This window comes from Cupriavidus sp. UBA2010 (genome assembly GCF_002335265.1).
GTDB classification, from domain to species: domain Bacteria; phylum Pseudomonadota; class Gammaproteobacteria; order Burkholderiales; family Burkholderiaceae; genus Cupriavidus; species Cupriavidus metallidurans.
Map to the genome: position 1 here is coordinate 20,710 of NZ_DDCI01000022.1, position 25,376 is coordinate 46,085.

At 66.1% G+C, this 25,376-nt stretch carries 23 protein-coding genes; 11 read left to right on the forward strand and 12 right to left on the reverse strand.

The genetic code is table 11. The features are described 5' to 3' along the window. The first annotated feature begins 5 nt into the window (after window positions 1-5). The 3 genes from trpC to B2246_RS16955 are packed head-to-tail and all read left to right on the forward strand — an operon-like array spanning window position 6 to window position 2,219. Window positions 6-818, forward strand: coding sequence for an indole-3-glycerol phosphate synthase TrpC (trpC, locus tag B2246_RS16945; RefSeq protein WP_011517662.1), 813 nt, complete (start codon window positions 6-8; stop codon window positions 816-818). 7 nt (window positions 819-825) lie between these two features. Then, window positions 826-1,449: a CYTH domain-containing protein gene (locus B2246_RS16950; RefSeq protein WP_011517663.1), complete on the forward strand. Its 624-nt coding sequence runs from the start codon at window positions 826-828 to the stop codon at window positions 1,447-1,449. Further along, window positions 1,449-2,219, forward strand: a complete 771-nt coding sequence (locus B2246_RS16955) for a uracil-DNA glycosylase (RefSeq protein WP_035881132.1) — start codon at window positions 1,449-1,451, stop codon at window positions 2,217-2,219. Before B2246_RS16950 ends, B2246_RS16955 begins: the two co-directional genes overlap by 1 nt. Window positions 2,220-2,298: 79 nt before the next feature. On the opposite strand, the gene B2246_RS16960 is transcribed toward B2246_RS16955, so the two are convergent. Further along, complete coding sequence (locus B2246_RS16960) at window positions 2,299-2,586, reverse strand: acylphosphatase (RefSeq protein ID WP_008647148.1); 288 nt, start codon at window positions 2,584-2,586, stop codon at window positions 2,299-2,301. Between the two features lie 330 nt (window positions 2,587-2,916). Between B2246_RS16960 and B2246_RS16965 the strand changes: the two genes are divergently transcribed. Next, complete coding sequence (locus B2246_RS16965) at window positions 2,917-4,662, forward strand: ABC transporter permease (RefSeq protein WP_008647147.1); 1,746 nt, start codon at window positions 2,917-2,919, stop codon at window positions 4,660-4,662. 10 nt (window positions 4,663-4,672) lie between these two features. Next, a complete protein-coding gene (locus B2246_RS16970; protein ID WP_035881131.1) occupies window positions 4,673-6,019 on the forward strand; it encodes a nitrate/sulfonate/bicarbonate ABC transporter ATP-binding protein in 1,347 nt (448 codons plus the stop codon). 79 nt (window positions 6,020-6,098) lie between these two features. On the opposite strand, the gene B2246_RS16975 is transcribed toward B2246_RS16970, so the two are convergent. The 5 genes from B2246_RS16975 to B2246_RS16995 all read right to left on the reverse strand — a co-directional run bounded on the left by B2246_RS16975 (window position 6,099) and on the right by B2246_RS16995 (window position 13,834). Next, complete coding sequence (locus tag B2246_RS16975; protein ID WP_035881130.1) at window positions 6,099-8,471, reverse strand: FUSC family protein; 2,373 nt, start codon at window positions 8,469-8,471, stop codon at window positions 6,099-6,101. Window positions 8,472-8,557: 86 nt separating this feature from the next. After that, window positions 8,558-10,372, reverse strand: a complete 1,815-nt coding sequence (locus B2246_RS16980; RefSeq protein WP_008648697.1) for a M61 family metallopeptidase — start codon at window positions 10,370-10,372, stop codon at window positions 8,558-8,560. A gap of 64 nt (window positions 10,373-10,436) precedes the next feature. After that, window positions 10,437-11,438, reverse strand: coding sequence for an MDR family oxidoreductase (locus tag B2246_RS16985; protein ID WP_008648694.1), 1,002 nt, complete (start codon window positions 11,436-11,438; stop codon window positions 10,437-10,439). Between the two features lie 110 nt (window positions 11,439-11,548). Further along, on the reverse strand, window positions 11,549-12,307 hold the full coding sequence (locus B2246_RS16990) for a DsbC family protein (protein WP_008648688.1): 759 nt from the start codon (window positions 12,305-12,307) through the stop codon (window positions 11,549-11,551). A gap of 123 nt (window positions 12,308-12,430) precedes the next feature. Next, window positions 12,431-13,834 (reverse strand): UbiH/UbiF family hydroxylase, encoded by a 1,404-nt coding sequence (locus tag B2246_RS16995; protein ID WP_080709628.1) that lies wholly within the window; start codon window positions 13,832-13,834, stop codon window positions 12,431-12,433. A gap of 270 nt (window positions 13,835-14,104) precedes the next feature. On the opposite strand from B2246_RS16995, the gene ychF reads away from it, so the two are divergent. Next, window positions 14,105-15,196: a redox-regulated ATPase YchF gene (gene ychF / locus B2246_RS17000; RefSeq protein WP_035881129.1), complete on the forward strand. Its 1,092-nt coding sequence runs from the start codon at window positions 14,105-14,107 to the stop codon at window positions 15,194-15,196. A gap of 104 nt (window positions 15,197-15,300) precedes the next feature. Here ychF and B2246_RS17005 read toward each other — a convergent pair whose 3' ends face one another. Both B2246_RS17005 and B2246_RS17010 read right to left on the reverse strand, forming a co-directional pair. After that, a complete protein-coding gene (locus tag B2246_RS17005; protein ID WP_035881128.1) occupies window positions 15,301-16,128 on the reverse strand; it encodes a hypothetical protein in 828 nt (275 codons plus the stop codon). A gap of 87 nt (window positions 16,129-16,215) precedes the next feature. Next, a complete protein-coding gene (locus B2246_RS17010; RefSeq protein WP_152564838.1) occupies window positions 16,216-16,767 on the reverse strand; it encodes a tetratricopeptide repeat protein in 552 nt (183 codons plus the stop codon). A 442-nt stretch (window positions 16,768-17,209) separates the two neighbouring features. Between B2246_RS17010 and B2246_RS17015 the strand changes: the two genes are divergently transcribed. Next, complete coding sequence (locus tag B2246_RS17015; protein WP_035881125.1) at window positions 17,210-18,289, forward strand: CAP domain-containing protein; 1,080 nt, start codon at window positions 17,210-17,212, stop codon at window positions 18,287-18,289. A 48-nt stretch (window positions 18,290-18,337) separates the two neighbouring features. Here B2246_RS17015 and B2246_RS17020 read toward each other — a convergent pair whose 3' ends face one another. The 3 genes from B2246_RS17020 to B2246_RS17030 are packed head-to-tail and all read right to left on the reverse strand — an operon-like array spanning window position 18,338 to window position 20,972. Then, a complete protein-coding gene (locus B2246_RS17020; RefSeq protein WP_035881124.1) occupies window positions 18,338-18,838 on the reverse strand; it encodes a GDYXXLXY domain-containing protein in 501 nt (166 codons plus the stop codon). Continuing rightward, a complete protein-coding gene (locus B2246_RS17025; RefSeq protein WP_035881123.1) occupies window positions 18,835-19,962 on the reverse strand; it encodes a DUF4401 domain-containing protein in 1,128 nt (375 codons plus the stop codon). The genes B2246_RS17020 and B2246_RS17025 overlap by 4 nt, the downstream gene beginning before the upstream one ends. Then, the gene (locus tag B2246_RS17030) at window positions 19,959-20,972 is read right to left on the reverse strand and encodes a DUF2157 domain-containing protein (protein ID WP_035881122.1); all 1,014 of its coding nucleotides are present in this window, start codon (window positions 20,970-20,972) and stop codon (window positions 19,959-19,961) included. The genes B2246_RS17025 and B2246_RS17030 overlap by 4 nt, the downstream gene beginning before the upstream one ends. A 179-nt stretch (window positions 20,973-21,151) precedes the next feature. On the opposite strand from B2246_RS17030, the gene B2246_RS17035 reads away from it, so the two are divergent. Next, window positions 21,152-21,919: a 5'-methylthioadenosine/adenosylhomocysteine nucleosidase gene (locus B2246_RS17035; protein WP_035881143.1), complete on the forward strand. Its 768-nt coding sequence runs from the start codon at window positions 21,152-21,154 to the stop codon at window positions 21,917-21,919. Window positions 21,920-21,969: 50 nt separating this feature from the next. On the opposite strand, the gene B2246_RS17040 is transcribed toward B2246_RS17035, so the two are convergent. Then, window positions 21,970-22,230 carry a GlsB/YeaQ/YmgE family stress response membrane protein gene (locus B2246_RS17040; RefSeq protein ID WP_411431782.1) on the reverse strand — a complete coding sequence of 87 codons (261 nt, stop codon included), beginning with the start codon at window positions 22,228-22,230 and terminating at the stop codon, window positions 21,970-21,972. Between the two features lie 147 nt (window positions 22,231-22,377). Between B2246_RS17040 and hemA the strand changes: the two genes are divergently transcribed. The 3 genes from hemA (at window position 22,378) to B2246_RS17055 (ending at window position 25,355) form a co-directional block, all read left to right on the forward strand. Next, window positions 22,378-23,682, forward strand: a complete 1,305-nt coding sequence (gene hemA, locus B2246_RS17045) for a glutamyl-tRNA reductase (RefSeq protein ID WP_008650871.1) — start codon at window positions 22,378-22,380, stop codon at window positions 23,680-23,682. A gap of 104 nt (window positions 23,683-23,786) precedes the next feature. Continuing rightward, window positions 23,787-24,869, forward strand: coding sequence for a peptide chain release factor 1 (prfA, locus tag B2246_RS17050; RefSeq protein WP_008650872.1), 1,083 nt, complete (start codon window positions 23,787-23,789; stop codon window positions 24,867-24,869). A gap of 162 nt (window positions 24,870-25,031) precedes the next feature. After that, window positions 25,032-25,355: a hypothetical protein gene (locus B2246_RS17055; protein ID WP_008650873.1), complete on the forward strand. Its 324-nt coding sequence runs from the start codon at window positions 25,032-25,034 to the stop codon at window positions 25,353-25,355. Window positions 25,356-25,376: the final 21 nt, after the last annotated feature.

The window sequence follows — 25,376 nt, forward strand, 5'->3', positions numbered from 1 at the left end:
CCCCCATGTCAGCCAAGTCCGACATCCTGGAAAAGATCCTGGCCGTGAAGGCCGATGAGGTGGCAGCCGCGCGCAAGAAGCGCGACCTGCCGAGCCTGCGCGCCGAGGCCGAGAGCCTGCGCCACGAAACCGGCATGGCCCCGCGCGGCTTCGAGCGCGCACTGCGCGACAAGATCGCGGCCGGCAACGCCGGCGTGATCGCCGAGGTCAAGAAGGCCTCGCCGTCGAAGGGCGTGCTGCGCGAAAACTTCGTGCCGGAGGCCATCGCCGAAAGCTACGCCGCCCATGGCGCGGCCTGCCTGTCCGTGCTGACCGACGTGAATTTCTTCCAGGGTCATGCCGAGTACCTGAAGCGCGCGCGTGGCGCCTGCCCGCTGCCGGCGCTGCGCAAGGACTTCATGGTCGATATGTACCAGGTCTACGAAGCCCGCACCTGGGGCGCCGACTGCATCCTGCTGATCGTCTCCGCGCTCGACCACGGCCTGATGGCCGAGCTGGAAGCGTGCGCGCACGAACTCGGCATGGATGTGCTCGTGGAAGTCCACGGCGGCGAGGAACTCGATAGCGCGCTGCGACTGAAGACGCCGCTGCTGGGCGTGAACAACCGCAACCTGCGCACCTTCGAGGTCTCGCTGGACAACACGCTGGACCTGCTGCCGCGCATGCCGGCTGACCGGCTCGTGGTAACCGAATCGGGCATCCTCGGGCCCGACGACGTCAAGCGGATGCGCGACGCCGACGTCCATGCCTTCCTGGTCGGCGAAGCGTTCATGCGCGCGCCGGAGCCGGGCGTGGAACTGGCCCGCCTGTTCTCGTGATTCCCACATGGGCATCGAGATCGAACTGAAACTGGCCGTGCCCGACGCCGCGCTTGCCGCGGTGGCGGCCTGGCTCGACGCCAACGGGCAGCCACGTGGCGAGTTGACGTTGCTGAACGTCTACCTCGACACCCCCACCCGGGATCTGGCGCAAGCCCGCGCGGCGCTGCGCCTGCGCAGGAAGGGCGAGCAGTGGCTGCAAACGCTGAAGACCGCCGGCCACAGCGCCGCCGGCCTGGCTGCCCGCCACGAATGGGAAACGCCAGTCGCGGGCGAGGCCATCGACTTGTCGTGCTTCCCCGACGATGCCCGCGCCGTGCTGACGCCGCTGGCAGACCGGCTCGCTCCGGTATTCCGGACCGACTTCGCCCGCCGCACCTGGATTGTCGAACAGGATGGCGAGCGCATCGAGGCCGCGCTCGACACCGGTGCGATCAGCGCCCCCGGCACGTCGCGGACCGAGCGCATCCAGGAACTCGAACTGGAATGGCTGCCGCGCGATGGGGCTGACGAACGCCATGTCGAAGCCGCATTGCGCGCATTCGCCCTGCGCCTCGCCCACATCGCCCCGTTGACCCCTTCGGACCTCAGCAAGGCCGCGCGCGGCTACCGTCTCACCACCCCATCCTGATGCAAGCCGACCTGTTTGCGCCCGACACGCCGGAAACTTCCAGCGCCACACCCCAGACCGTCAGCCTGCAGGAGCAGGCCGATGCCCTGCCCGCCGCCTGGCGAACCTTGCTCGCGCCATGCGTGGGCAAGGCCGAATGGTCGTCGCTGTGCGCGTTCGTCGACGAAGAACGCGCGGCGGGCAAGCCGGTGTTTCCACACGCGGTATTCCATGCCCTGCACCTGACGCCGCCGGACGCGGTCAAGGTCGTGATCCTTGGCCAGGACCCGTACCACGGCACTGGCGTCGTGGATGGGCTGGAGATCCCGCAGGCACACGGGCTGGCCTTCTCCGTGCCCGAGGGCGTCAAGGTGCCACCGAGCCTGCGCAACATTTTCAAGGAAATCGGCGCGGAATACGGCGTGGCGCCGACGCGTGCGTCGGGCAATCTGGAAGGCTGGGCACGTCAGGGCGTGCTGCTGCTGAATACGGTACTGACAGTCGAGCAGGGACAGGCCGCCAGTCATGCGAAGCGCGGCTGGGAAGCTGTGACCGACTGCGTGATCCACGCACTGGCGGCATCGCGGCCGAACCTGGTGTTCCTGCTCTGGGGCAGCCACGCGCAGGCCAAGCGCGCCTTGCTCGAAGACCAGACGCATTGCGTGCTGGAAGCGCCGCATCCGTCACCGCTGTCAGCGCACCGGGGTTTCCTGGGCTGCGGCCATTTCCGTCAGGCCAACGACTGGCTCGAACGCCACGGCCGTGGCGGTATCGACTGGCAGGCGACCTGACCGACCTGACCGACCTGACCGACCTGACCGACCGGGCCGACCGGGCCGACAAGCAGGAGGCCGCCGCTCAAGCGATCACTCAGGCCGTGGGCAGCCAGTCGAATTGATCGAACAGCTGCGGCGCCGCCTGAGCCACTTCCACCTTCGACACCTGCGCGGCGGGCGGCCCCGCCTCCATCCACACGCGTAGCGCCTCCAGGCGCTCGCGCGGGCCGCTGGCCAGCACCTCCACCCTGCCGTCGACACGGTTGCGCACCCACCCACCCAGACCGAGCGATGTCGCCCGGTCCGCACATGCGGCACGATAGCCCACACCCTGCACACGGCCGTGGGCGAACAATTGCCAGGTTTCCGTCGTGGTTGTCATGATTTGCTTCCATACTGAGGGGCGCCATCAAAATGAAGCGAAACAGCTCTGGCCAAACGCGTGGCCGCAGACAGTGCAAGTAGTACGGCAAGGCCACGCAACAACGCCAGAATCATTTTGATAGCGTCTCTAGGTACACTACCTGGCCCGCTTGGGCGTTAGGTCATCAGCATACGATGCCTTTGCCCTCTCCCCCAGCCCCTCTCCCGCCCGCGAGAAAGGGGCGCGAACCGACAGCGTTGGAATTGCGCGGTGTTGGCCGCCCTCCCCGCTTGCGGGCGAGGGATCGATGGAGAGGCTACGGCGGTTCCGAAACGAAGGGCCGTGCCCATGCCACCAACGCAAGATAACCAACCCGCACCCGGCTACGTCGGCCCTCTGCTGACTGCGCCCCCAAACCGGTTCGACTTCGCACTGCTGCCGATCATCCTCGCGGTCATCGTCATCGTGGCCTTTGCGGCCAAGCAGATGGTCGTGCCGTACCAGCCTGGCGACGCGCTATCCGTGCAGCTGGACGTCGCCAGCCTGCCCTACTATCTGATGCGCACCAGCATCCGGATGCTGGCGGCGCTGGCGGCGTCGCTGCTGTTCTCATTCGCCTTCGCGGCCATCGCGTCGCGCAATCGCACCGCCGAAAAAGTGATGGTGCCGGCGCTGGACATCCTGCAGTCGATCCCGGTACTCGGTTTCCTGTCGATCACGGTCACCGGCTTCATCGCCCTGTTCCCCGGCAGCCTGGTCGGCGTGGAATGCGCGGCGATCTTCGCGATCTTCACGTCGCAAGCCTGGAACATGGCCTTCAGCCTGTATCAGTCGTTCCGCACCATCCCCGGCGATCTGATCGAAGCCGCGGCAATGTTCCGGCTTTCGCCCTGGCAGCGTTTCTGGCGGCTCGAAGTGCCGTACGCCATGCCCGGCCTGCTGTGGAACATGATGATGTCGATGTCCGGCGGCTGGTTTTTCGTTGTTGCTTCCGAAGCCATTTCGGTATCCGGCCACGACATCCGCCTGCCCGGCATCGGCTCGTACATCGCGCTGGCGATCCAGCAGCAGAACCTGCCGGCAATCGGCTGGGCCATCGTGGCGATGCTGGTCGGCATCCTGATCTACGACCAGTTCCTGTTCCGCCCGCTGGTGGCCTGGGCCGACCGCTTCCGCTTCGAAACGCTGGCGCAGGACACCATGCCCCAGTCCTGGCTGCTTGACCTGCTGCGCCGTTCCGCATGGGTCCATGCACTGCTCAAGTGGACCGCCAGCCTCGGCGGACGCACGCTGGCGTGGAGCGCCCGCCACCGCAACATGGTGGTACTGCCCGCCGCGCCAGCCCGCTGGAGCCCCTGGCTCGAGCGCCTGCGCGATACGGTGATCATCGTCATCGCGCTGGCGGCGCTCTATCGCGTAGTGCACTTCGTGCACAGCGAGGTGGGCTGGGGCGAGGCCGCGCACGTGCTGTGGCTTGGCGTGCTGACGATGACGCGCGTGATCGTGCTGATCGCGCTGGCGGCGCTGATCTGGGTGCCGATCGGCATCCGCATCGGCCTGAACCCGTCCGTGGCGCGCATCGCCCAGCCGATCGCCCAGTTCATGGCCGCCTTTCCGGCCAACCTGATGTTCCCGCTGGCCGTGATGGCAATCGTCAGGTTCGGGCTCAATCCCGAGATCTGGCTCAGCCCGCTGATGATCTTCGGCACCCAGTGGTACATCCTGTTCAACGTGGTGGCCGGGGCTTCCGGCATTCCCACCGAACTGCGGCTGGCCGCGCGCAACTTTGGGCTCAAGGGCTGGCTGATGTGGCGCCGCTTCCTGATTCCCGCCGTGTTCCCGAGCCTGCTGACCGGACTGGTCACGGCCGCAGGCGGGTCCTGGAATGCGAGTATCGTCTCGGAATACGTGACCTGGGGCGATCGCACGCTCGTGGCCACCGGCCTGGGCAGCTACATCGCCGAAATGACCGCGCGGGGCGACTTCCCGCGCATCGCACTCGGCATCGGCGTGATGGCGCTGTTCGTGGTCGGCTTCAACCGGCTGCTCTGGAACCGCCTCTACGATCTCGCGCAGTTGCGCACCCGACTCTGACATTCGCACGATGGCACTGCACGACAACCCATCCAGACTGGCCCCATCCGTCATCGAACTGCATGGCGTGGGCAAGGTATTCCGCACCGCCGACCATACCGATCGCGCCGTGCTCGAAGGCGTCAACCTCACGCTGCGTGAAGGCGAGATCGTCGCCATGCTGGGCAAGTCCGGCTCCGGCAAATCGACGCTGCTGCGGATCATGGCCGGCCTGGTCGGCGCGGACCGTGGCGAGGTGCGGTTCCGTGGCCAGAAGCTGGTCGGCACGGCCGAAGGCATCGCCATGGTGTTCCAGTCGTTCGCGCTATTCCCGTGGCTGACGGTGCAGCAGAACGTGGAACTTGGGCTGGAAGCACAGGGCGTGCCGAAGGCGGAACGCGTGCGGCGCGCCGAAGCGGCCATCGACATGATCGGCCTCTCAGGCTTCAACAGCGCGTTGCCGCGTGAACTGTCCGGCGGCATGCGGCAGCGTGTGGGCATAGCCCGGGCGCTGGTGACGCAGCCGGACCTGCTGCTGATGGATGAGGCGTTCTCGGCGCTCGACGTGCTGACCGGCGAAACGCTGCGCGATGAAATGCTCGACCTGTGGGAATCGGGCCGCGCCAACATCAAGAGCATCCTGATCGTCTCGCACAACATTGAGGAAGCGGTGATGATGGCCGACCGGATCGTGATCCTGTCGAGCGACCCGGGGCGCGTGCGCGCCGAGGTGCGGGTGCCCTTTGCGCGCCCACGCAATCGCGACAGCGCCCAGGTGCGCGCGCTGATCGACGAGGTCTACACGCTGATGACCTCGCCGGCCGCGCTGGGGCCGCGCGTGCCTGCGATGGCTGCCGCGCAGCAGATCGGCTACCGCCTGCCAGAAGCCGATATCAGCCAGATGGAGGCCATTCTCGACCTGCTGCACGAATCGCCGTTCTTCGGCCGCGCCGACCTGCCGCACCTGGCCGACGAAGCCGGGCTGACCGACGACGAACTGCTGCCGGCCTGCGAGGCCATGCAGTTGCTGGGGCTGGCGACCATCGAGCGCGGCGACATCACATCGACGGCGCTCGGCCGTAGCTACTACGAGACCGAGCCCTCCGAACGCAAGGTCGTGTTCGGCAAGCAGTTGCTGAGCCACGTTGCGCTGGCCGCTCACATCCGGCGCGAGCTGGAAGAGAGCGAGGACGGCGAGGTTGGCGAGGAAACCGTCCTGCGCGAGATGCAGGCATTCCTGAAGCCGGATGAGGCCCAGCGCGTGCTGACGATCGCGATCGACTGGGGCCGGTACGGCGAGGTTTACGGCTACTCGTTCAACAGTGGCGTGTTCAAGCTGCCCGACGTGGAGGAAGCCGGGGCGACTGGGAAGGTCTAGGTCAGCGTCAATGCCGCGGGCTGTCTCTCCTCGCCCGCCACATGGGAGAGGAGAGAGAACCCGTCGCGATTCCGTTCGATCACCCCTTCCACGGCGTCCGGATTGCCCGGCCGATCGCGCCGGTACGCAGCGCGATCTTCGCTGCGTCCTCGCGCAGCGCACGCAGGCGGCGCTCCAGCACCGCATTGGCCGCACGCCCGGAAGCACTCGCGGTGGACTCGGCACGCTGGTCCTGCGATCGCTGAATCGGCTCGGCCGCACCGATCTCGCCGGCCGCCGCGGCCTGCGCCAGCACCTCGGCCTTGCGCCGGTCCGCCGAGTCCGCGATACGCGCGCGGCGCTCGCTCGCATCGTCCTCCGTGGTATCCGTGGCCGACGACGGCGCGCTCTGATGGACCATGCCCACGCCGGCCACCGCCGCCTCCGTCGGTGTGCGGATGAATCCCGCGCCACGCGCCCCATGCCGTTCCTGGCCCGCCAGCCGCTCGCTGGCCAGCGTCAACGACCGCACGGCTGCCTCGGTGGCCTGCTCGATCGAGGCCTCGGCTGCGGGCACATCCAGTTCGCCGTAGTGCTGCCGCACCTGGATCCGGGCAGCGGCCACATGCGCGGCCACCAGGTAGTTCTGCACGATAAAGCGGCTCAGGTTATCCACCGCGCGCTGCCGGCTGCGCGGCTCGTCGAGCATGCGCTGGAACGACGAGATCAGCGCCGACAGCGCATCCATGAACTGCTTGCGCTGCACGCGGTATGCGAAGTCGTCCTGCGCCTTGCGCAGCAGCAGATCCCGCGTAGCCGCAATATAGCGACGGTTGGCCTGAAGCACGTTTTCCACCAGCTTCGGAATGGCGCGGTACTCCCAGCTCGGCAGCACGAAGCTGAACACGGACGCGATGATCCCGCCAATCACGGTATCGACCAACCGCTCGCCCACCACCGTCTGGCTGCCCGGAATCAGCAGGTTTATCTGGATCAGCACCTGCACACAGGCGGCAATCGCGGTGTAGCGGTACTTGATCGTGGAGAACGCCGCGCTGGCCACGAGCGCCAGATAGAGCACACCCAGCAGCACTAGCGGCGCATGAATCCAGTGCAGGATGCCGACGCTGATGATGCAACCGATCAGCGTGCCGATCAGACGATCGTTGTAGCGCTGCTTGGTCATGCTGAAGTTCGGCTTCAGGATCACCACGATGGTCAGCAGGATCCAGTAGCTGTGCGACGCGTACGGCAAATGCTCGCCCAGGAATAGCCCGGTTCCCACCGCCAGCGTGATGCGCACCGCGAACCGGAACGCCGGCGAGCGCCAATTCAGGCTGTCGAGCACCACGCCCAGTTCGTACTTCTGGCGCGTCAGGAACGGTGTCATGTCAGAACCAGGCAGCACTTGCGCCGGCTCCACCGGCGTGCGCGAAGCCTCGTGCAATTGCCCCATCAGCGTGACCGCGCCCCGAATCATGTCGAAGGTATCGACCAGTGCCGTCATCGCCGAGGCCGACACATTGAGGTGGCGCAGCTGGGCGATCTCGTTTTCCACCGCGCGCAGGTCCGCCGCGTAGTCGTACGCGCTGTACGACGGCCGCCCGCGCGTGATGTCGTAGGCGATTTCCTCGAGGTCCTTGCAGAGCCCGAGCACAAGCCGGCGCAACGCGTCGAGCACCGGCGTGCCGCCGAACGTCTGCCGCAGCAGCGGATAGTCGGTATTGGTCGACAGCAGATACTCGTAGAGCTCCAGCATGCGCAGGTGCACCCGCACCAGCAGCCCATCGAACGGTGTCTTGTTGCCGCGCAGCACCATGTCGCGCGCGGCCTGCTGGCGCTCGGCCACCACGATCTGCTGGCGCACCAGCCGGTTGAACAGCTCGTCGTAGTCGGTGCCGGCGTCGTAGAACCCCGCCTTGATGTCGAGGTAGGCCGCCATCTCGTAGAGCGACTCCGCCAGGATCTGCTGCCGCGTGCGGCGCTCCATAAACCAGGCCACGCTGATCGCGTAGAGCAAGTAGCCCAGCGCGCCCACGCCGAACAGTCCCGCGTGGGACAAGGCCGTGCGCACGACGAATTCCTCGTTGATCGTCAGCGTCATGACGAACAGCATCGAGAACTGCAACGGCATGGTCTTGTTGCCGTAGACCGTCATCATGCCGGCCAGGAACGTGACCAGCACCAGCACGAACGGCATCACGCGCGGAAACGGCGTGGCCAGCGCCACCACCACGGTCACCGCCGTGCAGAGCAGCACGCTAGCCAGCATCTCGTTGAACTTGTGGTTCAGCGGGCTCGGCAGGTCCATCAGGCTGGTGCACAGCGCGCCCATCGAGACGACCATCGCGCTGGGCAGGTCCATGAACTGCATGGCCAGCAGCGTCATGCCGATGACCCCCGTGGCCGAGCGCAGGCCACGGTAGATGTAGTGCGAGTAGAGGAACGTGCGGGGATCGTGCGCGTATTCCATGGGGGGGCGATTACAAATGCCGGGTCGGCCGGGTCAAAGGGGAGCCCTGCCGTCGCCAGGGCGACGACAGCAGGGTGACATGCAGGTTACTGGCCGAGCCAGCGCGCTCTCCCGACATGCTTGCCCGTTTCCACCGACACCTTGTACTGCACCGCCGGCTCGCGCGCCAGCGTCACCGGCAACACCTGCAGTTCATCGCGCCGGAACACGTGAAGCTCCACGCGATCACCTGCCCGGTAGCGCCCGAGCAGCTTTTCAAGCTGACCCGGCGCCACGCGCAGCCCATCGACGGCGGCCAGCAGGTCGCCCGCCGACAGCCCGGCCTTCTGCCCCGCCCCACCGTCGAGCACCTGGCTCACGCGCACCCAGCCGTCCTGCTTGGCGGTCTTGATACCGAGCGCGGCCGTGCCGTCCGGTTTCTGGACTTCCGCCTTGACTCCGAACGCGCGGAACAGCGGCACCAGTCCGATCTCGCCCGTGCCTTCGGTCAGCGCGCGCAGCAGGGCGCCGAGCTTCAGACCGGTGACGTCATCGAACAACGCGTAGACCTCCGCCTCGGTCACGCCGCGCTGCGCGGCGCCCGGCGCGTAGAAGTCGCGCCCGTAGCGCTGCCATAGCGCGCGCATGATGTCGTCGAGCGACTTGCGGCCGCGCGTCTTCTCGCGGATCGTCAGGTCCAGCGCCAGCGCCACCAGCGAACCCTTGGTGTAGTAGCTGACGATGGCGTTCGGCGCGTTCTCGTCCTGGCGGTAGTACTTGGTCCAGGCATCGAACGAGCTGTCCGCCACGCTCTGCTTGGTGCGGCCGCTGCCGCGCAGCACGCCGTTCCAGGTCTTGCCCAGCATCTCGACGTACTGCTGGTCGGTCACCAGCCCGGTGCGAACCAGAACCAGATCGTCGTAGTAGCTCGTGAAGCCTTCGAACAGCCAGAGCAGCGGCGTGTAGGTCTCGCTCTCGAGCTGATAGGGCACGAATGCCGCCGGCTTGATCCGCTTGACGTTCCAGGTGTGGAAATACTCGTGGCTGCACAGGCCCAGGAAGGTGCGATACCCCTCGCTGGCCTCGCTGTCGCCGCGCGCGGGCAGATCGTTGCGCGCGCACATCAGCGCCGTGCTGGCGCGATGCTCCAGGCCGCCATAGCCGTCGGTCGTGACCATCGTCATAAACACGTAGCGGCGGTTGCTGTCGAGCATCGGCGCGCGGGCCGAGCGCGGTTCGAACAGCTTGATCTGCGCCTCGCAGATCTTCTTCAGGTCGCGGCAGACACGCTGCAGGTCAAGCTGCGGCACCTTGCCCGTAAAGACCACGTCATGCTGCACGCCGCAGGCGCGGAAGCTGGCCAGCGCGAACGTGCCCATCTCCACCGGATGGTCGATCAGTTCATCGTAGTCGGCAGCCTGGTAGCGTCCGAAGCCGTAGCGCCGCGCGCCACCGGGGCCGCGCGCCTCGGGCAATGCCGTAGCAACGCGCCAGTCGGCATAGGCTTCGCCCGCGGGCGCGTGGATATCGACCAGGCACGGACCATCGTCCTGCCCGACCACACGCAGGAACACCGAACTGCCATTGAAGAAGCCATGCGTGGTATCGAGATGCGCGGCACGCACCGACAAATCCCACGCGTACACCTCGTAGCTGACCACGAGCGGCCCGGCATCCGCCGCCAGCGGCGCGGCCTGCCAGCTCTGCTTGTCGAGCTTGGTCAGCGGCACCGCCACGTCGCCCGCATCGGCCCGTATGCGGACGATATTGCGGGCGAAGTCGCGAATCATGTAGCTGCCCGGAATCCACGCAGGGAGCGTGAAGACCTGGCCAGCGGGATCGGGAACATCCACCGTCACGGTGACGGCGAACAGGTGGGCTTCCGGATGAAGCGGGGCGATGGCGTAGCGGATCGGCGTCATGGTCACGATTGTAGCGTCACGTCCCGGACCGGCCCGGGACGCCAGTGCGCGGCAACCGCCGCCTTCAGCCGTTGACGTTGACCACCACGCGTCCGCGCATGCCGCCTTCGACGATCTTGCGTCCCGCGTCGATGGCCTCCGCCAGCCGGATCTCGCGCGTGATGGCCTGCAGCCGGTCTGGCGCCAGATCCTGCGCCAGACGCTTCCACGCGGTTTCGCGCAGCGGCATCGCCGCCATCACGCTATCGATGCCGGCCAGCGTCACGCCACGCAAGATGAACGGCGCCACCGAAGCCGGAAAATCCATGCCCTGCGCCAGTCCACATGCCGTGACCACGCCGCCATACCGCACCTGGGCGCAGGCATTGACGAGCGTATAGGAGCCGACGGAGTCGACCACGGCTGCCCAGCGCTCCTTCTGCAGCGGCTTGCCCGGCGTGCCGAGTTCGGCGCGGTCAATCACCTCCGCCGCACCCAGCGCGCGCAGGAAGTCGGCCTCCGACGTCTTTCCCGTCGATGCGGTCACGCGATAGCCGAGCTTCGACAGCACCGCTATCGCCACCGAGCCCACCCCGCCCGATGCGCCGGTCACGAGCACATCGCCATCGCCGGGACGCACAGGTCCATTCACGCCACCGCGCTCGAGCGCCAGCACCGACAGCATCGCCGTATAACCCGCCGTGCCAATCGCCATGGCCTGGCGCGTGGTGAACGCGTCGGGCAGGCGGACCAGCCACTCGCCCTTGAGCCGCGCGCGCTGGGCCAGGCAGCCCCAATGCGTCTCGCCGACACCAAAGCCGTTCAGCACCACACGGTCGCCGGCCTTCCAGCGCGGGTCGGCCGATTGCAGCACGGTGCCCGCGCCGTCGATGCCGGCCACCATCGGCCATTTGCGCACCACGGGCGAACGGCCGGTGATTGCCAGTCCGTCCTTGAAGTTGATCGTGGAGTAGTCGACCTCGACCAGCACGTTGCCGTCGGCGGGCAACTGGCTCTCATCGACCCGCGCGATCTCCGCGTGCGTCGTGCCATCGGTCTGGGTCAGCAACAGGGCCTGGAAGGTCATGGTGTCTCCGTTTTCGTCGTCGTTTTCGAAATCAATCCGGGGCGCGGAAATGCAAAGCGGCCGGTAGCAACCGGCCGCTTCATACAGCCGGATGGGGTCCGGCGTCGGGTTTATTTTTTCAGGCTGGCGAGCTTGCGTTCCAGCGTGGCCGCGTCGGCGGCTCCAGGGATTCGCGTGCCATCGGAGAAGAACACCGCTGGCGTGCCCGTGATGTTCAGGTTGTGGCCAAGCTCGAGGTTCTCATCCACCGGCGTCTTGCAGGATCCGTTGCCCGTGAGCGCCACGTGGTTCAGCATCCAGTCGCGCCAGACCTTGGTGCGATCGGCCGAGCACCACACCTGCTTTGCCTTCACCGTGGAATCCGGCGACAGCACCGGATAGAGGAAGGTGTAGACCGTGATGTTGTCCATCTGCTGGAAGGTCTGCTCGATCTTCTTGCAGTAGCCGCAGTTCGGGTCCGAGAACACCGCCACGGTGCGGCTGCCGTCACCCTTGGTCCACTTGATGGCGCGCGACAGCGGCAGATCCGACCACTTGATCTTGTTCAACTCGGCCAGACGCTCCTCGGTCAGGTTCGTGTTGGTCTTGGTGTCGATCAGTTCGCCGTTGATGATGTAGCGAGCGGTGGCGTCGGTGTAGACAAGCTGGCCGCTGACGTTGACTTCGTACAGGCCTGGCACCGGCGCCTTGGTCACGCTCTTGACCTCGGCGCGGCTACCCAGGATCTTCTGGATCGACGCCTTGATGCGATCCGTACCCGGCTCGTCCGCGGCCAGCGCGTGCAGGGCATAGCCGGCGGCGCCCACGCCGCTAGCCAGAGCCGCGATGGCGGCGAAGCGGGCGGAACGGCGGCGGAACATTTGGAACATAGTGACTCCAGGAAAACGATGCGCCGGTCAGTGTGTCGGCTTATTCGTGAATGGTAAATCGTTAATGGGCTGGTTTGTGGCTCGTTTGTGGCTCGTTTGTGGATTCGCCGCTTCCGGCTTGCATCACCCGAGCGCGTGGCCGATCAGGAGCCGCTTGATCAGCCCCTGGCTGCCCACCGCCCGCATCCCCAGATTGCGCACCACACGCGCCGGCGAGCCGGGCAGCGAGAACAACCGGTGCAGGCCGTCCGTGGCGGCGGTCAGCGACAGCAGATCGGTAGCGCGCGCGCGCTCGTAGCGGCGCAACAGGCGCAAATCCCCTTCCGAACGGAACGACTCTTTGTCGGCCATCACCCGCCCGAGTTCCACCACATCGCGCAAACCCAGGTTCATGCCCTGCCCGGCGAGCGGATGGACCACGTGCGCGGCATCGCCGACCAGCGCCACGTGCGGCTGGACGAACTGCTCGGCGCGCTGCAACACCAGCGGGAAGCCCTGCGCCGGCGTGATGCAGCGCAGCGCGCCAAAGCGGGCGCCCACCGCGCCGCTGGCGACCTGGGCCACGGTCGCGGCCAGCGCTTCGGGCGACAACGCGAGCAGGTCGTGGGCGTGTGCCTCATCGGCGGACCACACCATCGACACCCGATTGCCCGGCAACGGCAGCATCGCCAGGATTTCGCCGTTGGCCGGCTCCTCGTCGGCCATCAGCTTCTCCGGCGCGCCCAGGAACCATTGCCAGGCAGTTTCCTGGTGCGGCAGTTCGCACTGGAAGTTGGCCACCACGCCAAGCTGACGATACCGCCGCTGCGTGGTGCCGATATGACATTGCTGGCGCACCCAGGACCGGGAGCCGTCGGCCCCCACCAGCAAATTGGCGCGAACTTGCGCGCCGCTGGCCAGCGTCAGCGTCACACCGTCGACGTCGCGCTCGAGCCCGGTGGCCGTGTCGTCGAACCATTTCACCTGGTGCTGGAATCGCAGCGCCGTGTCGAGCACACGCTCGACGTGCCCAGATTCGACGATCCACGCGAGCTGCGGCACGGCGGCGGCGTAGGCCGAGAAATGCAGATCCCCATCGAGCGAGGGATCGGTCTCAGCAGCGCTCTCATCGCCAAACACACGCATATCGCGCACGGGCTGCACACGGGCCGGGTCCAGCGCCTCCCAGACACGCAGCCGCTCCAGCAGCGCCTGCGAACTGGCGGAAAACGCGTAGATGCGGGCATCCCAGTCATCGTCCCCCCGGCGGGCCCCCTCGGCAACGGGCCGGGGCGCCGCCAGCGCCACCTGCATACCCTGCTGCGCCAGCAGCAGCGCGCAGGCCTTGCCAACAATGCCGCCGCCGACCACGGCGACCTGGAAGCGGGAAGAGGAATTCGAGGACATGGAAGAAGTGACGGTGCGTGACACCGATGCGGCAGGTCCGGACATCCCTGAATTATAGCGACGTGACGGGGGCTCCATCCGCGTGATCGGTTCGGACACGCATACGGACCGGTCTTGCCGCTTGCCGCCCGGCACACCCATCCGAACGGAGCCGGCATTGCCGTCAAGACGATTTGCGGCCGTCTGTCCCAGCCCCTTTCTAATCAAGGCGTCCGATAGGGCTAGTAGGGTTACTAGGGTTACAATTGCCCCTTTCGTGCATGAAGCACGCGCAGGATCCGTGAGCCAACGCCGCGATCCGTGCTTGCTCGTCACTTCCCCGAATTCACTTCCGACTGTCATCGACTGGCGCCAACCGCGCGACAAGCCGCGCGCCAGGCAGTCGTAAGCCATTGACTTCAAAGGTTTACCATGAGCCTCAAATGCGGCATCGTCGGCCTGCCCAACGTCGGCAAGTCCACGCTATTCAACGCCCTGACCAAGGCAGGCATCGCCGCCGAGAACTATCCGTTCTGCACCATCGAACCCAACGTGGGTGTCGTGGAAGTGCCGGACCCGAGGCTGGCCAAGCTGGCCGAGATCGTCAAGCCCGAGCGCATCCTGCCGGCGACGGTCGAGTTCGTCGACATCGCCGGTCTGGTGGCTGGCGCGTCGAAGGGTGAAGGCCTGGGCAACCAGTTCCTGGCCAACATCCGCGAAACCGACGCCATCACCCACGTGGTGCGCTGCTTCGAGGATGACAACGTGATCCACGTGGCCGGCAAGGTCGATCCGTTGTCGGACATCGAAGTCATCAACACCGAACTGGCCCTGGCCGATCTGGCCACCGTGGAAAAGGCCCTGGCCCGCTACATCAAGCCGGCCCGCGCCGGCGACAAGGAAGCCCTGCGCCTGGTGGCCGTGCTCGAAAAGGCCCAGGCTGTGCTGGACCAGGCCAAGGCCGTGCGCACGCTGGACCTGGCGCCGGAGGAATGGGAAGCCCTGCGCCCGTTCTGCCTGATCACCGCCAAGCCGACCATGTACGTGGCCAACGTGCGTGAGGACGGTTTCGAGAACAACCCGCACCTGGATGCCGTACGCGAGTACGCCAAGACCACCGGTTCGCCGGTGGTTGCCGTGTGCGCCGCCATCGAGGCCGAGATCGCCGATCTGGACGACGCCGACAAGGCTGAGTTCCTGGCCGACCTGGGCATGGAAGAGCCCGGCCTGGACCGCGTGATCCGCGCCGGCTTCAAGCTGCTCGGCCTGCAGACATACTTCACCGCTGGCGTGAAGGAAGTGCGCGCCTGGACCATCCATGTGGGCGACACTGCCCCGAAGGCCGCGGGCGTGATCCACACTGACTTCGAACGCGGCTTCATCCGCGCGCAGACGATCGCGTACGACGATTTCATCTCGTTCAAGGGCGAGCATGGTGCCAAGGAAGCCGGCAAGATGCGCGCCGAAGGCAAGGAATACGTGGTGCACGATGGCGACGTGATGAACTTCCTGTTCAACGTCTAAGTCGTTCGGGACGCTTCCCGAGGTCCCGGACCATAGAAAAAGCCCACAACCCTGGAGGTTGTGGGCTTTTTTGTTTCAGCCAGTGCCGACGATGGGTATCGACGTTACGAACCGACCTTGAGCTGGCCGCCGCGACCCAGGCCGCCCTTCACTTCCTGCGCCTTGTAGTTGCGCAGCGAGACGACCATGTTGTTGTAGGCGTCCATAAAGGCCGCCACGGTGGCCTTGCCTTCCGGCGTGCGCGAGAAGCCGCCAAGGCCGCCCGCCGCACCGCCGCCAAACGCACCCATTGCCGCGCCGAAGTTCGTAGCAGTGGCGTTGCCTTCCGAGATCGAAAGTTGCACACCTGAACGGATGTCGAACATGGTCAGCGTCACGACCGAAGCCTTGCTCTGCATGGCGCCGCCCACGAGTGCGCCAACACCGCCGAACAGGCTGCCCACGCCAGCCGCCAGCTGGCCCGTGGAGTCGTTGTCGATGATGATGGCCGGCTCCATGTAGTAGTCGGCAGCCACACGCTGGCCTTTCTGCTGGCGCGAACCGGCGCGGAATTCACCCGAGTTTCGCTGCTTGTCGGTGATGTTCGACAGCTTGCTTTCCGTGCGGTTGTTGCCGACGGACGTGATCACGAAGCAGTTCGACTGCTGCACCGCCAGGCGGATCAGCGGCTCGATGGTCGTGATCTTGGTGGCGGCGCCAAAGCTCGCATACCACTCCTTGCCGCGGCCATCATCCACGGCGAGCGTACCCAGCGGCGTATCGCAACGCTCCAGCGCCGGATTGGCGTTCACGCTGGTGGCGCCGCCCGCGGCGCCGGTTGCCGCAGTCGCCGCCGTACCGGTGCTGATGGAGCCGCCACCGAGGTTGGCGCAGCCGGCGAGTACCAGGGACGCGACCAAGGCGGCCGCGCGCAAGGAGAACTTCTTGGACATGAAATCGTGTTCCTGTTGAGAGAAATTGGGAAAAAACAGTGAGGCGCAATCTGGCTGCGAACAGCCGACGCCTGGCCGCTCAGCCGCCTATCGCTGATACCAGCCGGAGGGACCCCATACCCAGTAATACGGATAGCCGCTGTACCACGCGTACCAGGACTTTCGGTAGGCTTCGCGCACCTGGTACGCCGCCTGTTCGTCCTTCTTCGCGGCCTGGGCCTGCGGAATCAGCGCCGCCGCTTCCTTGTTGCCCTTGGCGGCCGCACGGCTCAGCCATGCCTCGGCTTCGGCCGGATCGGGACCCATTTCCTCGAAGCCCATCAGATAGAGGCGGCCAAGCGCCAGTTGCGCCTGCACGTGGCCGTTGTCGCCAGCCTTGCGCATCCATTCCAGCGCCTGGTAGGTGTTGCGCTCCACGCCATCGCCACGCAGGAGACGCAGGCTCAAGTCATAGGCAGCATTCGGATTTCCTTCGGCCTTCTGCGCCAACGCCTCGATGCGGCGATCGGATTCCGACGCCCCCGCCGGCGTGAACGTGGCAATGCGCCGATCCTGATCAGCACAGGTGTTGCCATTGCACAGCCGCACTGTCGGCGACTGCGACAACTGCGACGCCGGCGTCTGTGCACAGCCGGTCATTGCAAGGGCTGTCGGCAACACCAGGAGAGCGAAAGTTCGCATGGAAAGTATCGAGCGCGAATGCATGGGCACGAGCGGTGCCTGAATTGGGTTATGTCTTTGGGGTGGCTGGCTTCTTTCGCGAGCGCACCAGTGCGTAATGGCGAGTGCCTCAATCGTAGGCATGGTGCTGGCGCACGGGATGCGGAAGCTTCCGATGCAAACACCTCTTCGATCCGGTTTTCCAAGGCACACGCGCGTGGGCTAGCGAAACAAACAGGCTTGGCCTCACCTCTCCCGTGACGTTCGAGGCCTGGATCTCGCGCCCGCCGTCCACATGAACGTCCTCCGCCAACGCTTCAGTTCCCGCACGCGCTTCCGTTAGTCCATGCTGGCTCGCTGCGCAGCAGCCTGGCGTCCCTCGCATGACGAGGGCCTCTTACATGCCCAGCATGGATGACCCGTGAAGAAGAACCAGATATACGTTGCCGTGCTCGCTGCGGCACTTTCCGGCTGCGGAGGTGGCGGTGACAACGGCGGCGCCACCGCCACGCCCTCTACGGTGCGGGTCACCACCTCGCTCCCGCCGCAGACCAGCGTGCCGGCCCCCAGCTACGCATCCAGTTCTGGCCAGCTTGCGTTGTTCCAGTCGATCAATGCCATGCGCCAGCAACTCGGTGTCGGATTGCTCGCGCAAGATGCGCGGCTCGATGCCGCGGCGCAGGCTCATGCCGCCTACCTCAGCGCCAATCACGTGATGCAGCATGACGAGACCAGCGGCAATCCGGGCTTCTATGAAGCCACGCCACTGCTGCGCGCGCGCAAGGCCGGTGTGCCTGACCCTGAATGGGTGGCGGAGATTGCTGCCGGCGGCACGGGAGTCGATGACGCCTCCACCGGCGTCGGCTGCTTCAACCAGTGGTACCACACCGTCTATCATCTGCAGGCGATGGTCGGCAATCAGGAATCCATCGGCATCGGCTACATGCCGAAGGGGACCTGGGGCCTGAGCGTCTGCGTGCTCGACTTCGGCGTGCTCACCGCCGTGCCCGTGAATCCATTGGCCAACGGCGTGCCCTATGGCGGCGGCCAGCAGTTCGACGCTGGCACGTTCGTGACGGTACCCAGAAATGGCGACAGTAATGTGCAACCGGGCTTCAACGTCTCGGGCGAGGCTCCCAACCCCGCGCCTGACCTGTCCGCGCCGGGCCGGCCGCTGATGGTCTACGCCAATGGGGCGCTCGGCGAAGTGCTCTCGGTCACGACGTTCTCGATCATTGACGCCAAGGGCGCGGAAGTCGCTTCGCGCATCCTGGTATCGCCTTCGGCAAAGGCCGCAGGTTCCGCAGGGGGCGCCGACAGCTATGTCCGCAACAACGCGGTGTTCCTGCTGCCGCTCGCGACGCTGGCGGATGGCACGACCTATACCGCCACGTTCTCGGGCACGCGCGCAGGCAAGCCCGTGAGCTTTTCGTGGTCGTTCACCACTTCGACGGCGCCCGCGAAGAGCGAGCAGCAGAGTCCCGCGCCGAACGTGAAGTAGGATCCGGACGCAGCAGGCTGGCGAGGCGCCCTTGCGGCGCCTCGCTCGCTACATCGGCGCCAGCTTGTCGTCGCGCATTCCCACCAGCAGGGCCTGCCCGCTGGCATCCACCCGGAACTCGCCGAACCTCGCCTTCGAGAAGCGCTCGGCATGCCCCTCCTGGAAGAACCAGGCATCGGTCGATACCTGCACGTTCGACCGCCCCCAGCGCGACGCGACGTTCTGCACGCGCAGCAATTGCTCGCCGGCAGCCAGCGCCTCGCCCTTGTGCAGGCGCACGAAGTGCCCCTCGTTGCTGGCGTCGCGGCGAATCACCACCAGTTCGTCACGGCGGTTCTCGGTTTGATCCTGGCCATGCGCGGCCGACACTTCCATGCCGATGGCGAAATTCAGCGCCATGTAGTCACCCTGCATCAGCGACCGTGGATCGACCGGCGCCAGCCGCAGATAGACCACATCGCCACGCGAGATCACGCGCTCCTTGCCGACGATGCCGGCCACGGCCACGCCGATGGTCAGCAGCCATCCAATCATGATCCAGCGTTTCATGCGATGGCCTCCTTGCGTGGCATACGGGTCAGCGCGAGACGCGCGGCCAGCAGTAGCACGCCGGCGGCGACGAGCGTTACCGACTTGACGAGCAGCGTCCACTGCAGCGTGCTGTAGTACCAGATAAACCCGAGCAGAATCGCCGCGATAGCCAGCCCGATCCACGGCAACGACGCGCGCCGCAATGCCATGGTCAGCGCAAGCACGCCCGCCGTGACCGCCGGCGCCATCACCATCAGGCCGCTAAACGCCACGGCCAGCACCACCAGGCCGATACGCGTACCGGCATCACAGCGAATGCGCGCGCCCTCGATCTGCGCGTAGCCAAGCAGGCAGACGCCGACCAACACGCCAGGCACCCAACTGCCGGGGGCATGCAAATGCTTGATGCCATCGAACAGGAACTCGGACGGCAGCGCGGTCCCAGTGATGATTAGCGCCGAAGACAGGCCGAACATCAACGTGGCGTCGGCGGCGGGCTCCCAGAGCGCATGTGTCCCGCGTGCCGCAATGCGTGCCTCGATCAACACGAAGACCACCACAGCAGCCATCGCCAGCGCGCCCAGGACGCCCACCGTGATCGGCATCAGCAGGAACGGATTTCCCATGGAGCCGCCCAGGGCGATATATAGCGCGACGGTTGCTGCCGACCAGCCGCCAGTCACCGCCACAAACCGATGCAGCCGGTTCGGCACGATCACGAACAGCACCGCTTCCAGCACGGCCACGCCCAGCCAGAACACGGCGGTCTGCGAAAGCCGGTCGATGCCGAGGCTCTCGCCCACGCCAACGATCACCATGCCCTGTCCGCCCAGACTCGCGGCCAGCGCGAACTGGCCCAGCGCGATGCGCGCGCCGTCCTGACTGGTGGTGCGATACATCAGGATCGCCGCACCGATCATCAGCAACCCGGTGATGGCGATGGCGGGGCCGTTGCCCCGCGTCACGGCGAACACGGAGCCCAGCAGGAACAACTGAGCGAACAGCGCGCCGAGCCAGCCCGCCGCGCCCATCAACAAGCGAATCGGCCACGGCATGCGAAGCGCGGGCGTGAAATCGCCCTGCACGGCACCGCGAGCGGCAAGTTGCTGCCACAGCAGGCGTTCGAATGGTTCGGTACTCATGCCGTCCTCCCGCTCTTTTCGCGCCATGCGCGCAGCAGCCACGTAGCAGCGACGACGGCCAGGCCGACCGTCAGCAGCGCGAGCAACAGGAACGATCCGAAATCGCCATAGGCATCGATCAGCCAGCGGCCCACCGCCGAGATGATGACGCCGATGCCGGTCAGGCAAATCAGGCTCAGCACGACGATATCGAAAGCGCGCCAGCGGAACCACGCGCCAAGCGCGACCAGCGCCACCGCGCTGATCAGCAGGCCGGAGCCTTCGACATGGCTGGTCAGCAGACTCATCAGTCCAACCCAGCCCGCATAGGCGCAAGCCAGGATGCCGATCAGCCGGGGACCGGTGACACCCCGGAAGCCCCAGCTACCCGCGCGGGCGGCCAGCACGTACCAGAGCGCTAACTGGACCACCGCGGCGCCCAGCAGGAACAGCATCGTTTCGCGCGCATGGTCCGCCGAGAACAGCAACTCGAACATGCCGCCCACGCCAAGTCGCACACTGCCATATCGCAGCAGCGCCACGTTCCCGACAACCAGCACGATCCACCAATGCGGCGTGGCCCGTGCGGCCAGCGCCCAGGGCAGCGCCAGCAGCGTCCAGAGCGCGAAGAGCTGCCAGGCATCGGCGCCAGTCTGGTAGGTCTGACCGATCACGGCCATCAGCACGCCGGACATGATCTGCGCACCGCCCAACGCGGCGCGACCCGCCATATCGTCGGTCGGCCGCAACGAGGCAAAGCCGGCCAGCAGGGTCAGCAACGCCGCCAGCAGCCCGAACTTGGTGAATTTGTGGAGTGCCGCCCAATTGAAGGCGAAGAAGACGATCACGCCGGCGCATAGCAGCGCCGTCCCCAGTATCAGCAGCGCGCGGTCGAGCCAGCGGCGCCAGTCCATGCGATCGGGCAGCGTCGGCGCCCAGGCCGTGCTCAGGCCCGCCGCATCGAGGCGACCCTGGGCACACCAGTCAGCAAGCGCCTGCTGTGCGGCGCGGCGATTTGAGAAGGTTTCCAAACCGTCGATCTCCCGAATGTCGGCATGGATCGCAATGTAACAAAAACGCGCTCGGCCAACGCATGGCTGTCACCAATTGATGACCAATTGATATGCACGGCGCGCGGGCCTTTCGCCCCCGCTGGCACACCGGTATGCTGGCGCTCTCTCCGTTTCCCGCGTTTTCCGCCCTGCCTGCCATGACCCTCGGCATTCTTGCCGCCCTCCACGATGAAGTCGACGGGCTGATCGCCGCCATGCGCCACGAGGACGCGCGTGCCACGAAGCGCACGATCGGGATGCGCGATTACTACAGCGGCACGCTGCACGGCCAGCCGGTGGTGCTGGTGTTGGCACGGATCGGCAAGGTGGCCGCGGCGGCCACGACGGTCACGCTGATCCGCGAGTTCGGTGTGAATGAGATCGTCTTCTCCGGCTTGGCCGGCGGTGTCGGCCCGGAGGTTCGGGTGGGCGATATCGTGGTGGCCGACCGCACCGTCCAGCACGATCTGGACGCCCGGCCGCTGTTCCCGCGCCACGAGGTGCCGTTGCTCGCCCGGACCGAATTCCCGGCCGATCCCGGCCTCACCGGTGCTTTGCGCCAGGCCGCCGAGGACTTCCTTCGGCAAGATCTGGCCACTGAAGTCCCGGATGGCGTACTGGCTCGCTTCGGGGTGCGCGATCCGCGCCTGCACGTGGGGATGATCGCCAGCGGCGACCAGTTCATCGGCTCGCCGGCGGCGGTCAGCGGATTGCGCGAGCAATTGCCGGCGCTGCAGGCTGTGGAAATGGAAGGCGCCGCCCTGGCGCAGATCTGCTACGAATATGGCGTGCCCTACGCGCTGCTGCGAACGATCTCGGACCGGGCCGACAACACCGCACATGTGGATTTTTCGTCATTTTTGCGTGACGTCGCCAGTCACTACTCCGGGGCGATCCTGCGTCGATTCCTTGATGCAAAGGCTTGAATCCCGACAAAATCGCTCGGAGATTCCTGACTTTTTCGTCTATTCACCCGTTACCGACGCGGACGCGCAACACCCCAGACACCCACGAGCACGGCCGCGCCGATGATCGCCGCACCCCAGCCAAGCAGTTGGCCATCGGTGAACAAATGCGCCGCGCGTCCGGTGTAGAAAGCGGCCAGCGCACCCGCCACGCCCAGCAGTAGCGCGGCTGGCAGGCTGACGACGCGTCCGGACGGATGCATCTGCCGCCCCGCCAGTCCAACCACTGCGCCCACCACCGCCAAGCCGAGCATCCGCTTCCTCCGTGTCATTCGTGTCGTTTCGGCCACTTTCCAGCGGCCACGGCATAACAATACTGCAGGTGGAACAAATCGCCTCGATTCCCTGCAACCCCGCAGGCGAGCGGTATAATGACCATCGCTTCCGGCGAAGTTCCGGATGGCACGCAAACCCCACAAATGCAACTGCTCGCGATCGGTATCAATCACACCACGGCACCCGTCTCGCTCCGCGAACGTGTGGCGTTTCCGCTTGAGCAGATCAAACCCGCGCTTGGCGCGCTGCGCACCCACCTCTCGGGTCGCAACGGTACCGAAGCCGCCATTCTCTCCACCTGCAACCGCACCGAGATCTACTGCGCGACCGACGTGCTGAAGCCGGGCGAGGAAGGTTTCGAGCACACGCTGCGCTGGCTGGCGCAGCATCACAACGTCCCCGCTTCGGAATTGGCACCGCACCTGTACGCACTGCCCCAGTCGGAAGCCGTGCGCCATGCGTTTCGCGTGGCCAGCGGCCTGGACTCGATGGTGCTCGGCGAAACGCAGATCCTGGGGCAGTTGAAGGATGCGGTGCGCACCGCCGGTGAGGCCGGCGCGCTGGGCACGTACCTGAACCAGCTTTTCCAGCGCACGTTCGCGGTGGCCAAGGAAGTCCGCGGCCAGACCGAGATCGGCGCGCATTCGGTGTCGATGGCGGCCGCGGCGGTTCGCCTGGCGCAGCGCATTTTCGAGAGCGTCTCGACGCAGCGCGTGCTGTTCATCGGCGCCGGCGAGATGATCGAACTGTGCGCCACGCACTTCGCCGCGCAGATGCCGCGCCAGATCGTGGTGGCAAACCGTACGGTCGAGCGCGGCGAGAAGCTGGCAGAACAGTTGTCCGGGCAGGGGCTGACCACCCAGGCGATCCGCCTGCAGGACCTTGGCGACCGTCTGCACGAATTCGACATCGTCGTCTCCTGCACCGCGAGCTCGCTGCCGATCATCGGCCTGGGCGCGGTCGAACGCGCGGTCAAGCGCCGCAAGCATCGCCCGATCATGATGGTCGATCTTGCCGTGCCGCGTGACGTGGAGCCCGAAGTCGCACGCCTGGACGACGTGTTCCTGTACACCGTCGACGACCTTGGCGCCGTCGTGCGCGAAGGCAACGCGCTGCGTCAGGCTGCCGTGGCGCAGGCCGAGGCCATCATCGATTCCCGCGTGCTGAATTTCATGCACTGGCTGGAGACGCGCAGCGTCGTGCCCGTCATCCGCGAACTGCAATCGCAGGGCGAGGCGATCCGCCAGGCCGAAGTCGAACGCGCACGCCGGATGCTGGCGCGCGGTGACGACCCCGCGGCCGTGCTCGAGGCGCTCTCCGGCGCGCTGACCCGCAAGTTCCTGCACGGCCCGACCCACGCGCTGAACCACACCCAGGGCGAGGACCGCGAGGCGCTGCTGCGCCTGGTACCGGGCCTGTTCCGCCACAGCAGCCACTCCGAGCGCTAGCCGCTCCCTGCTTCAGCGCTGGCGCGCGCCAGCGTCCGGCATCCGCGTGTCGATCCGCGCGGCCCGCCAATGCCCCCCCTGCGACTCCGAATTCCTCCGCCAATATGAAAGCCAGCATCTCCACCAAGCTCGACCAATTGGCCGAACGACTCGATGAAGTCAACGCCCTGCTCGCCCGCGAAGACGCGACGGCGAACATGGACCAGTACCGCAAACTGTCGCGCGAACATGCCGAGCTGTCGCCGGTGGCGGAGCAGTACGGCCAGTATCGCCAGGCCCAGGACGACCTGGCCACGGCGCAGGCGCTGCTCGACGACCCAGAGATGAAGGAGTTTGCGGCCGATGAAATCGACGCGGCTCGCGAGCGTCTCCAGTCACTCGAAAACTCGCTGCAGACCCTGTTGCTGCCGAAGGATCCGAACGACGACCGCAACCTGTTGCTCGAAATCCGCGCCGGCACTGGCGGCGAGGAAAGCGCGCTTTTCGCCGCCGACCTGCTCCGCATGTACACGCGTTATGCGGAACGTCGACGCTGGCAGGTCGAGATCATGAGCGAGTCGCCCTCGGACCTTGGCGGTTACAAGGAAGTGATCGTCCGGATCGCTGGCGATGCCGCGTTTTCCCGGCTCAAGTTCGAGTCGGGCGGCCATCGCGTGCAGCGTGTGCCGGCCACCGAATCGCAGGGTCGCATCCATACGTCGGCCTGTACCGTGGCCGTCATGCCGGAAGCGGACGAGGTTGGGGAAGTCGAGATCAACCCATCGGATCTGCGCGTTGACACGTTCCGCGCGTCGGGTGCGGGCGGCCAGCACGTGAACAAGACCGACTCCGCCGTGCGCCTGACCCACCTGCCGACGGGCATCGTGGTCGAATGTCAGGACGACCGGAGCCAGCATCGCAACAAGGAAAAAGCGATGAAAGTGCTGGCAGCGCGCATCAAGGACATGCAGCTCCGCGCGGCGCAGGCCAAGGAGGCCAGCACGCGCCGCAACCTGATCGGTTCTGGCGACCGCAGCGACCGCATCCGCACCTACAATTTCCCGCAGGGCCGGGTGACGGATCACCGTATCAACCTGACGCTCTACAAGATCGACATGATCATGGATGGCGACCTCGACGAGCTGATTTCCGCACTCTCCGCCGAGCACCAGGCCGACCAGTTGGCCGCCCTGGGTGAGGAATCCTGAATATGTAACTGAGGTAAATGCTTGAAACAGCACTAGCCGGGAAAGACGCACTGTCTATAATCGATTTCGACCAGACCACCCCGATGCGTCACTTTCAAGGCTCAAGGGTTCCGAAGTCTGGATGGAAGTTCACTCCTCCAACAGACATACAAGGATGAAATCATGAAAAAACTGCTCGCTCTGCTGATGATCACCGCCGCCCTGACCGCCTGCGGCAAGAAGGAAGAGGCTCCGCAAACGAATACCGACGCCGCGATGCAGAACGCAGCGGACTCGGCCAAGGCCGCCGCCAGCAGCGCAGCCGCCGCTGCATCGGATGCCGCGGATGCCGCCAAGGCTGCCGCCAGCGATGCCGCCGCCGATGTCTCGGCTGCCGCCGACAAGGCCAAGGCCGATGCCGGCAGCGCGATGTCCGCCGCCAAGGATGCAGCCAAGGACGCCGTCAACTCCGCCGCCGACAAGGCCAAGGACGCCGTCAACAAGTAAATCCCCTACGTGATTCAGCGC

Bases quoted from the DNA above. Each gene is read 5' to 3' on its own strand.
- trpC (WP_011517662.1), top strand. From the start codon at position 6: ATGTCAGCCAAGTCCGACATCCTGGAAAAGATCCTGGCCGTGAAGGCC.
- B2246_RS16950 (WP_011517663.1), top strand. From the start codon at position 826: ATGGGCATCGAGATCGAACTGAAACTGGCCGTGCCCGACGCCGCGCTT.
- B2246_RS16955 (WP_035881132.1), top strand. From the start codon at position 1,449: ATGCAAGCCGACCTGTTTGCGCCCGACACGCCGGAAACTTCCAGCGCC.
- B2246_RS16960 (WP_008647148.1), bottom strand. From the start codon at position 2,586: ATGACAACCACGACGGAAACCTGGCAATTGTTCGCCCACGGCCGTGTG.
- B2246_RS16965 (WP_008647147.1), top strand. From the start codon at position 2,917: ATGCCACCAACGCAAGATAACCAACCCGCACCCGGCTACGTCGGCCCT.
- B2246_RS16970 (WP_035881131.1), top strand. From the start codon at position 4,673: ATGGCACTGCACGACAACCCATCCAGACTGGCCCCATCCGTCATCGAA.
- B2246_RS16975 (WP_035881130.1), bottom strand. From the start codon at position 8,471: ATGGAATACGCGCACGATCCCCGCACGTTCCTCTACTCGCACTACATC.
- B2246_RS16980 (WP_008648697.1), bottom strand. From the start codon at position 10,372: ATGACGCCGATCCGCTACGCCATCGCCCCGCTTCATCCGGAAGCCCAC.
- B2246_RS16985 (WP_008648694.1), bottom strand. From the start codon at position 11,438: ATGACCTTCCAGGCCCTGTTGCTGACCCAGACCGATGGCACGACGCAC.
- B2246_RS16990 (WP_008648688.1), bottom strand. From the start codon at position 12,307: ATGTTCCAAATGTTCCGCCGCCGTTCCGCCCGCTTCGCCGCCATCGCG.
- B2246_RS16995 (WP_080709628.1), bottom strand. From the start codon at position 13,834: ATGGGTGTGCCGGGCGGCAAGCGGCAAGACCGGTCCGTATGCGTGTCC.
- ychF (WP_035881129.1), top strand. From the start codon at position 14,105: ATGAGCCTCAAATGCGGCATCGTCGGCCTGCCCAACGTCGGCAAGTCC.
- B2246_RS17005 (WP_035881128.1), bottom strand. From the start codon at position 16,128: ATGTCCAAGAAGTTCTCCTTGCGCGCGGCCGCCTTGGTCGCGTCCCTG.
- B2246_RS17010 (WP_152564838.1), bottom strand. From the start codon at position 16,767: ATGACCGGCTGTGCACAGACGCCGGCGTCGCAGTTGTCGCAGTCGCCG.
- B2246_RS17020 (WP_035881124.1), bottom strand. From the start codon at position 18,838: ATGAAACGCTGGATCATGATTGGATGGCTGCTGACCATCGGCGTGGCC.
- B2246_RS17025 (WP_035881123.1), bottom strand. From the start codon at position 19,962: ATGAGTACCGAACCATTCGAACGCCTGCTGTGGCAGCAACTTGCCGCT.
- B2246_RS17035 (WP_035881143.1), top strand. From the start codon at position 21,152: ATGACCCTCGGCATTCTTGCCGCCCTCCACGATGAAGTCGACGGGCTG.
- B2246_RS17040 (WP_411431782.1), bottom strand. From the start codon at position 22,230: ATGACACGGAGGAAGCGGATGCTCGGCTTGGCGGTGGTGGGCGCAGTG.
- hemA (WP_008650871.1), top strand. From the start codon at position 22,378: ATGCAACTGCTCGCGATCGGTATCAATCACACCACGGCACCCGTCTCG.
- prfA (WP_008650872.1), top strand. From the start codon at position 23,787: ATGAAAGCCAGCATCTCCACCAAGCTCGACCAATTGGCCGAACGACTC.
- B2246_RS17055 (WP_008650873.1), top strand. From the start codon at position 25,032: ATGAAAAAACTGCTCGCTCTGCTGATGATCACCGCCGCCCTGACCGCC.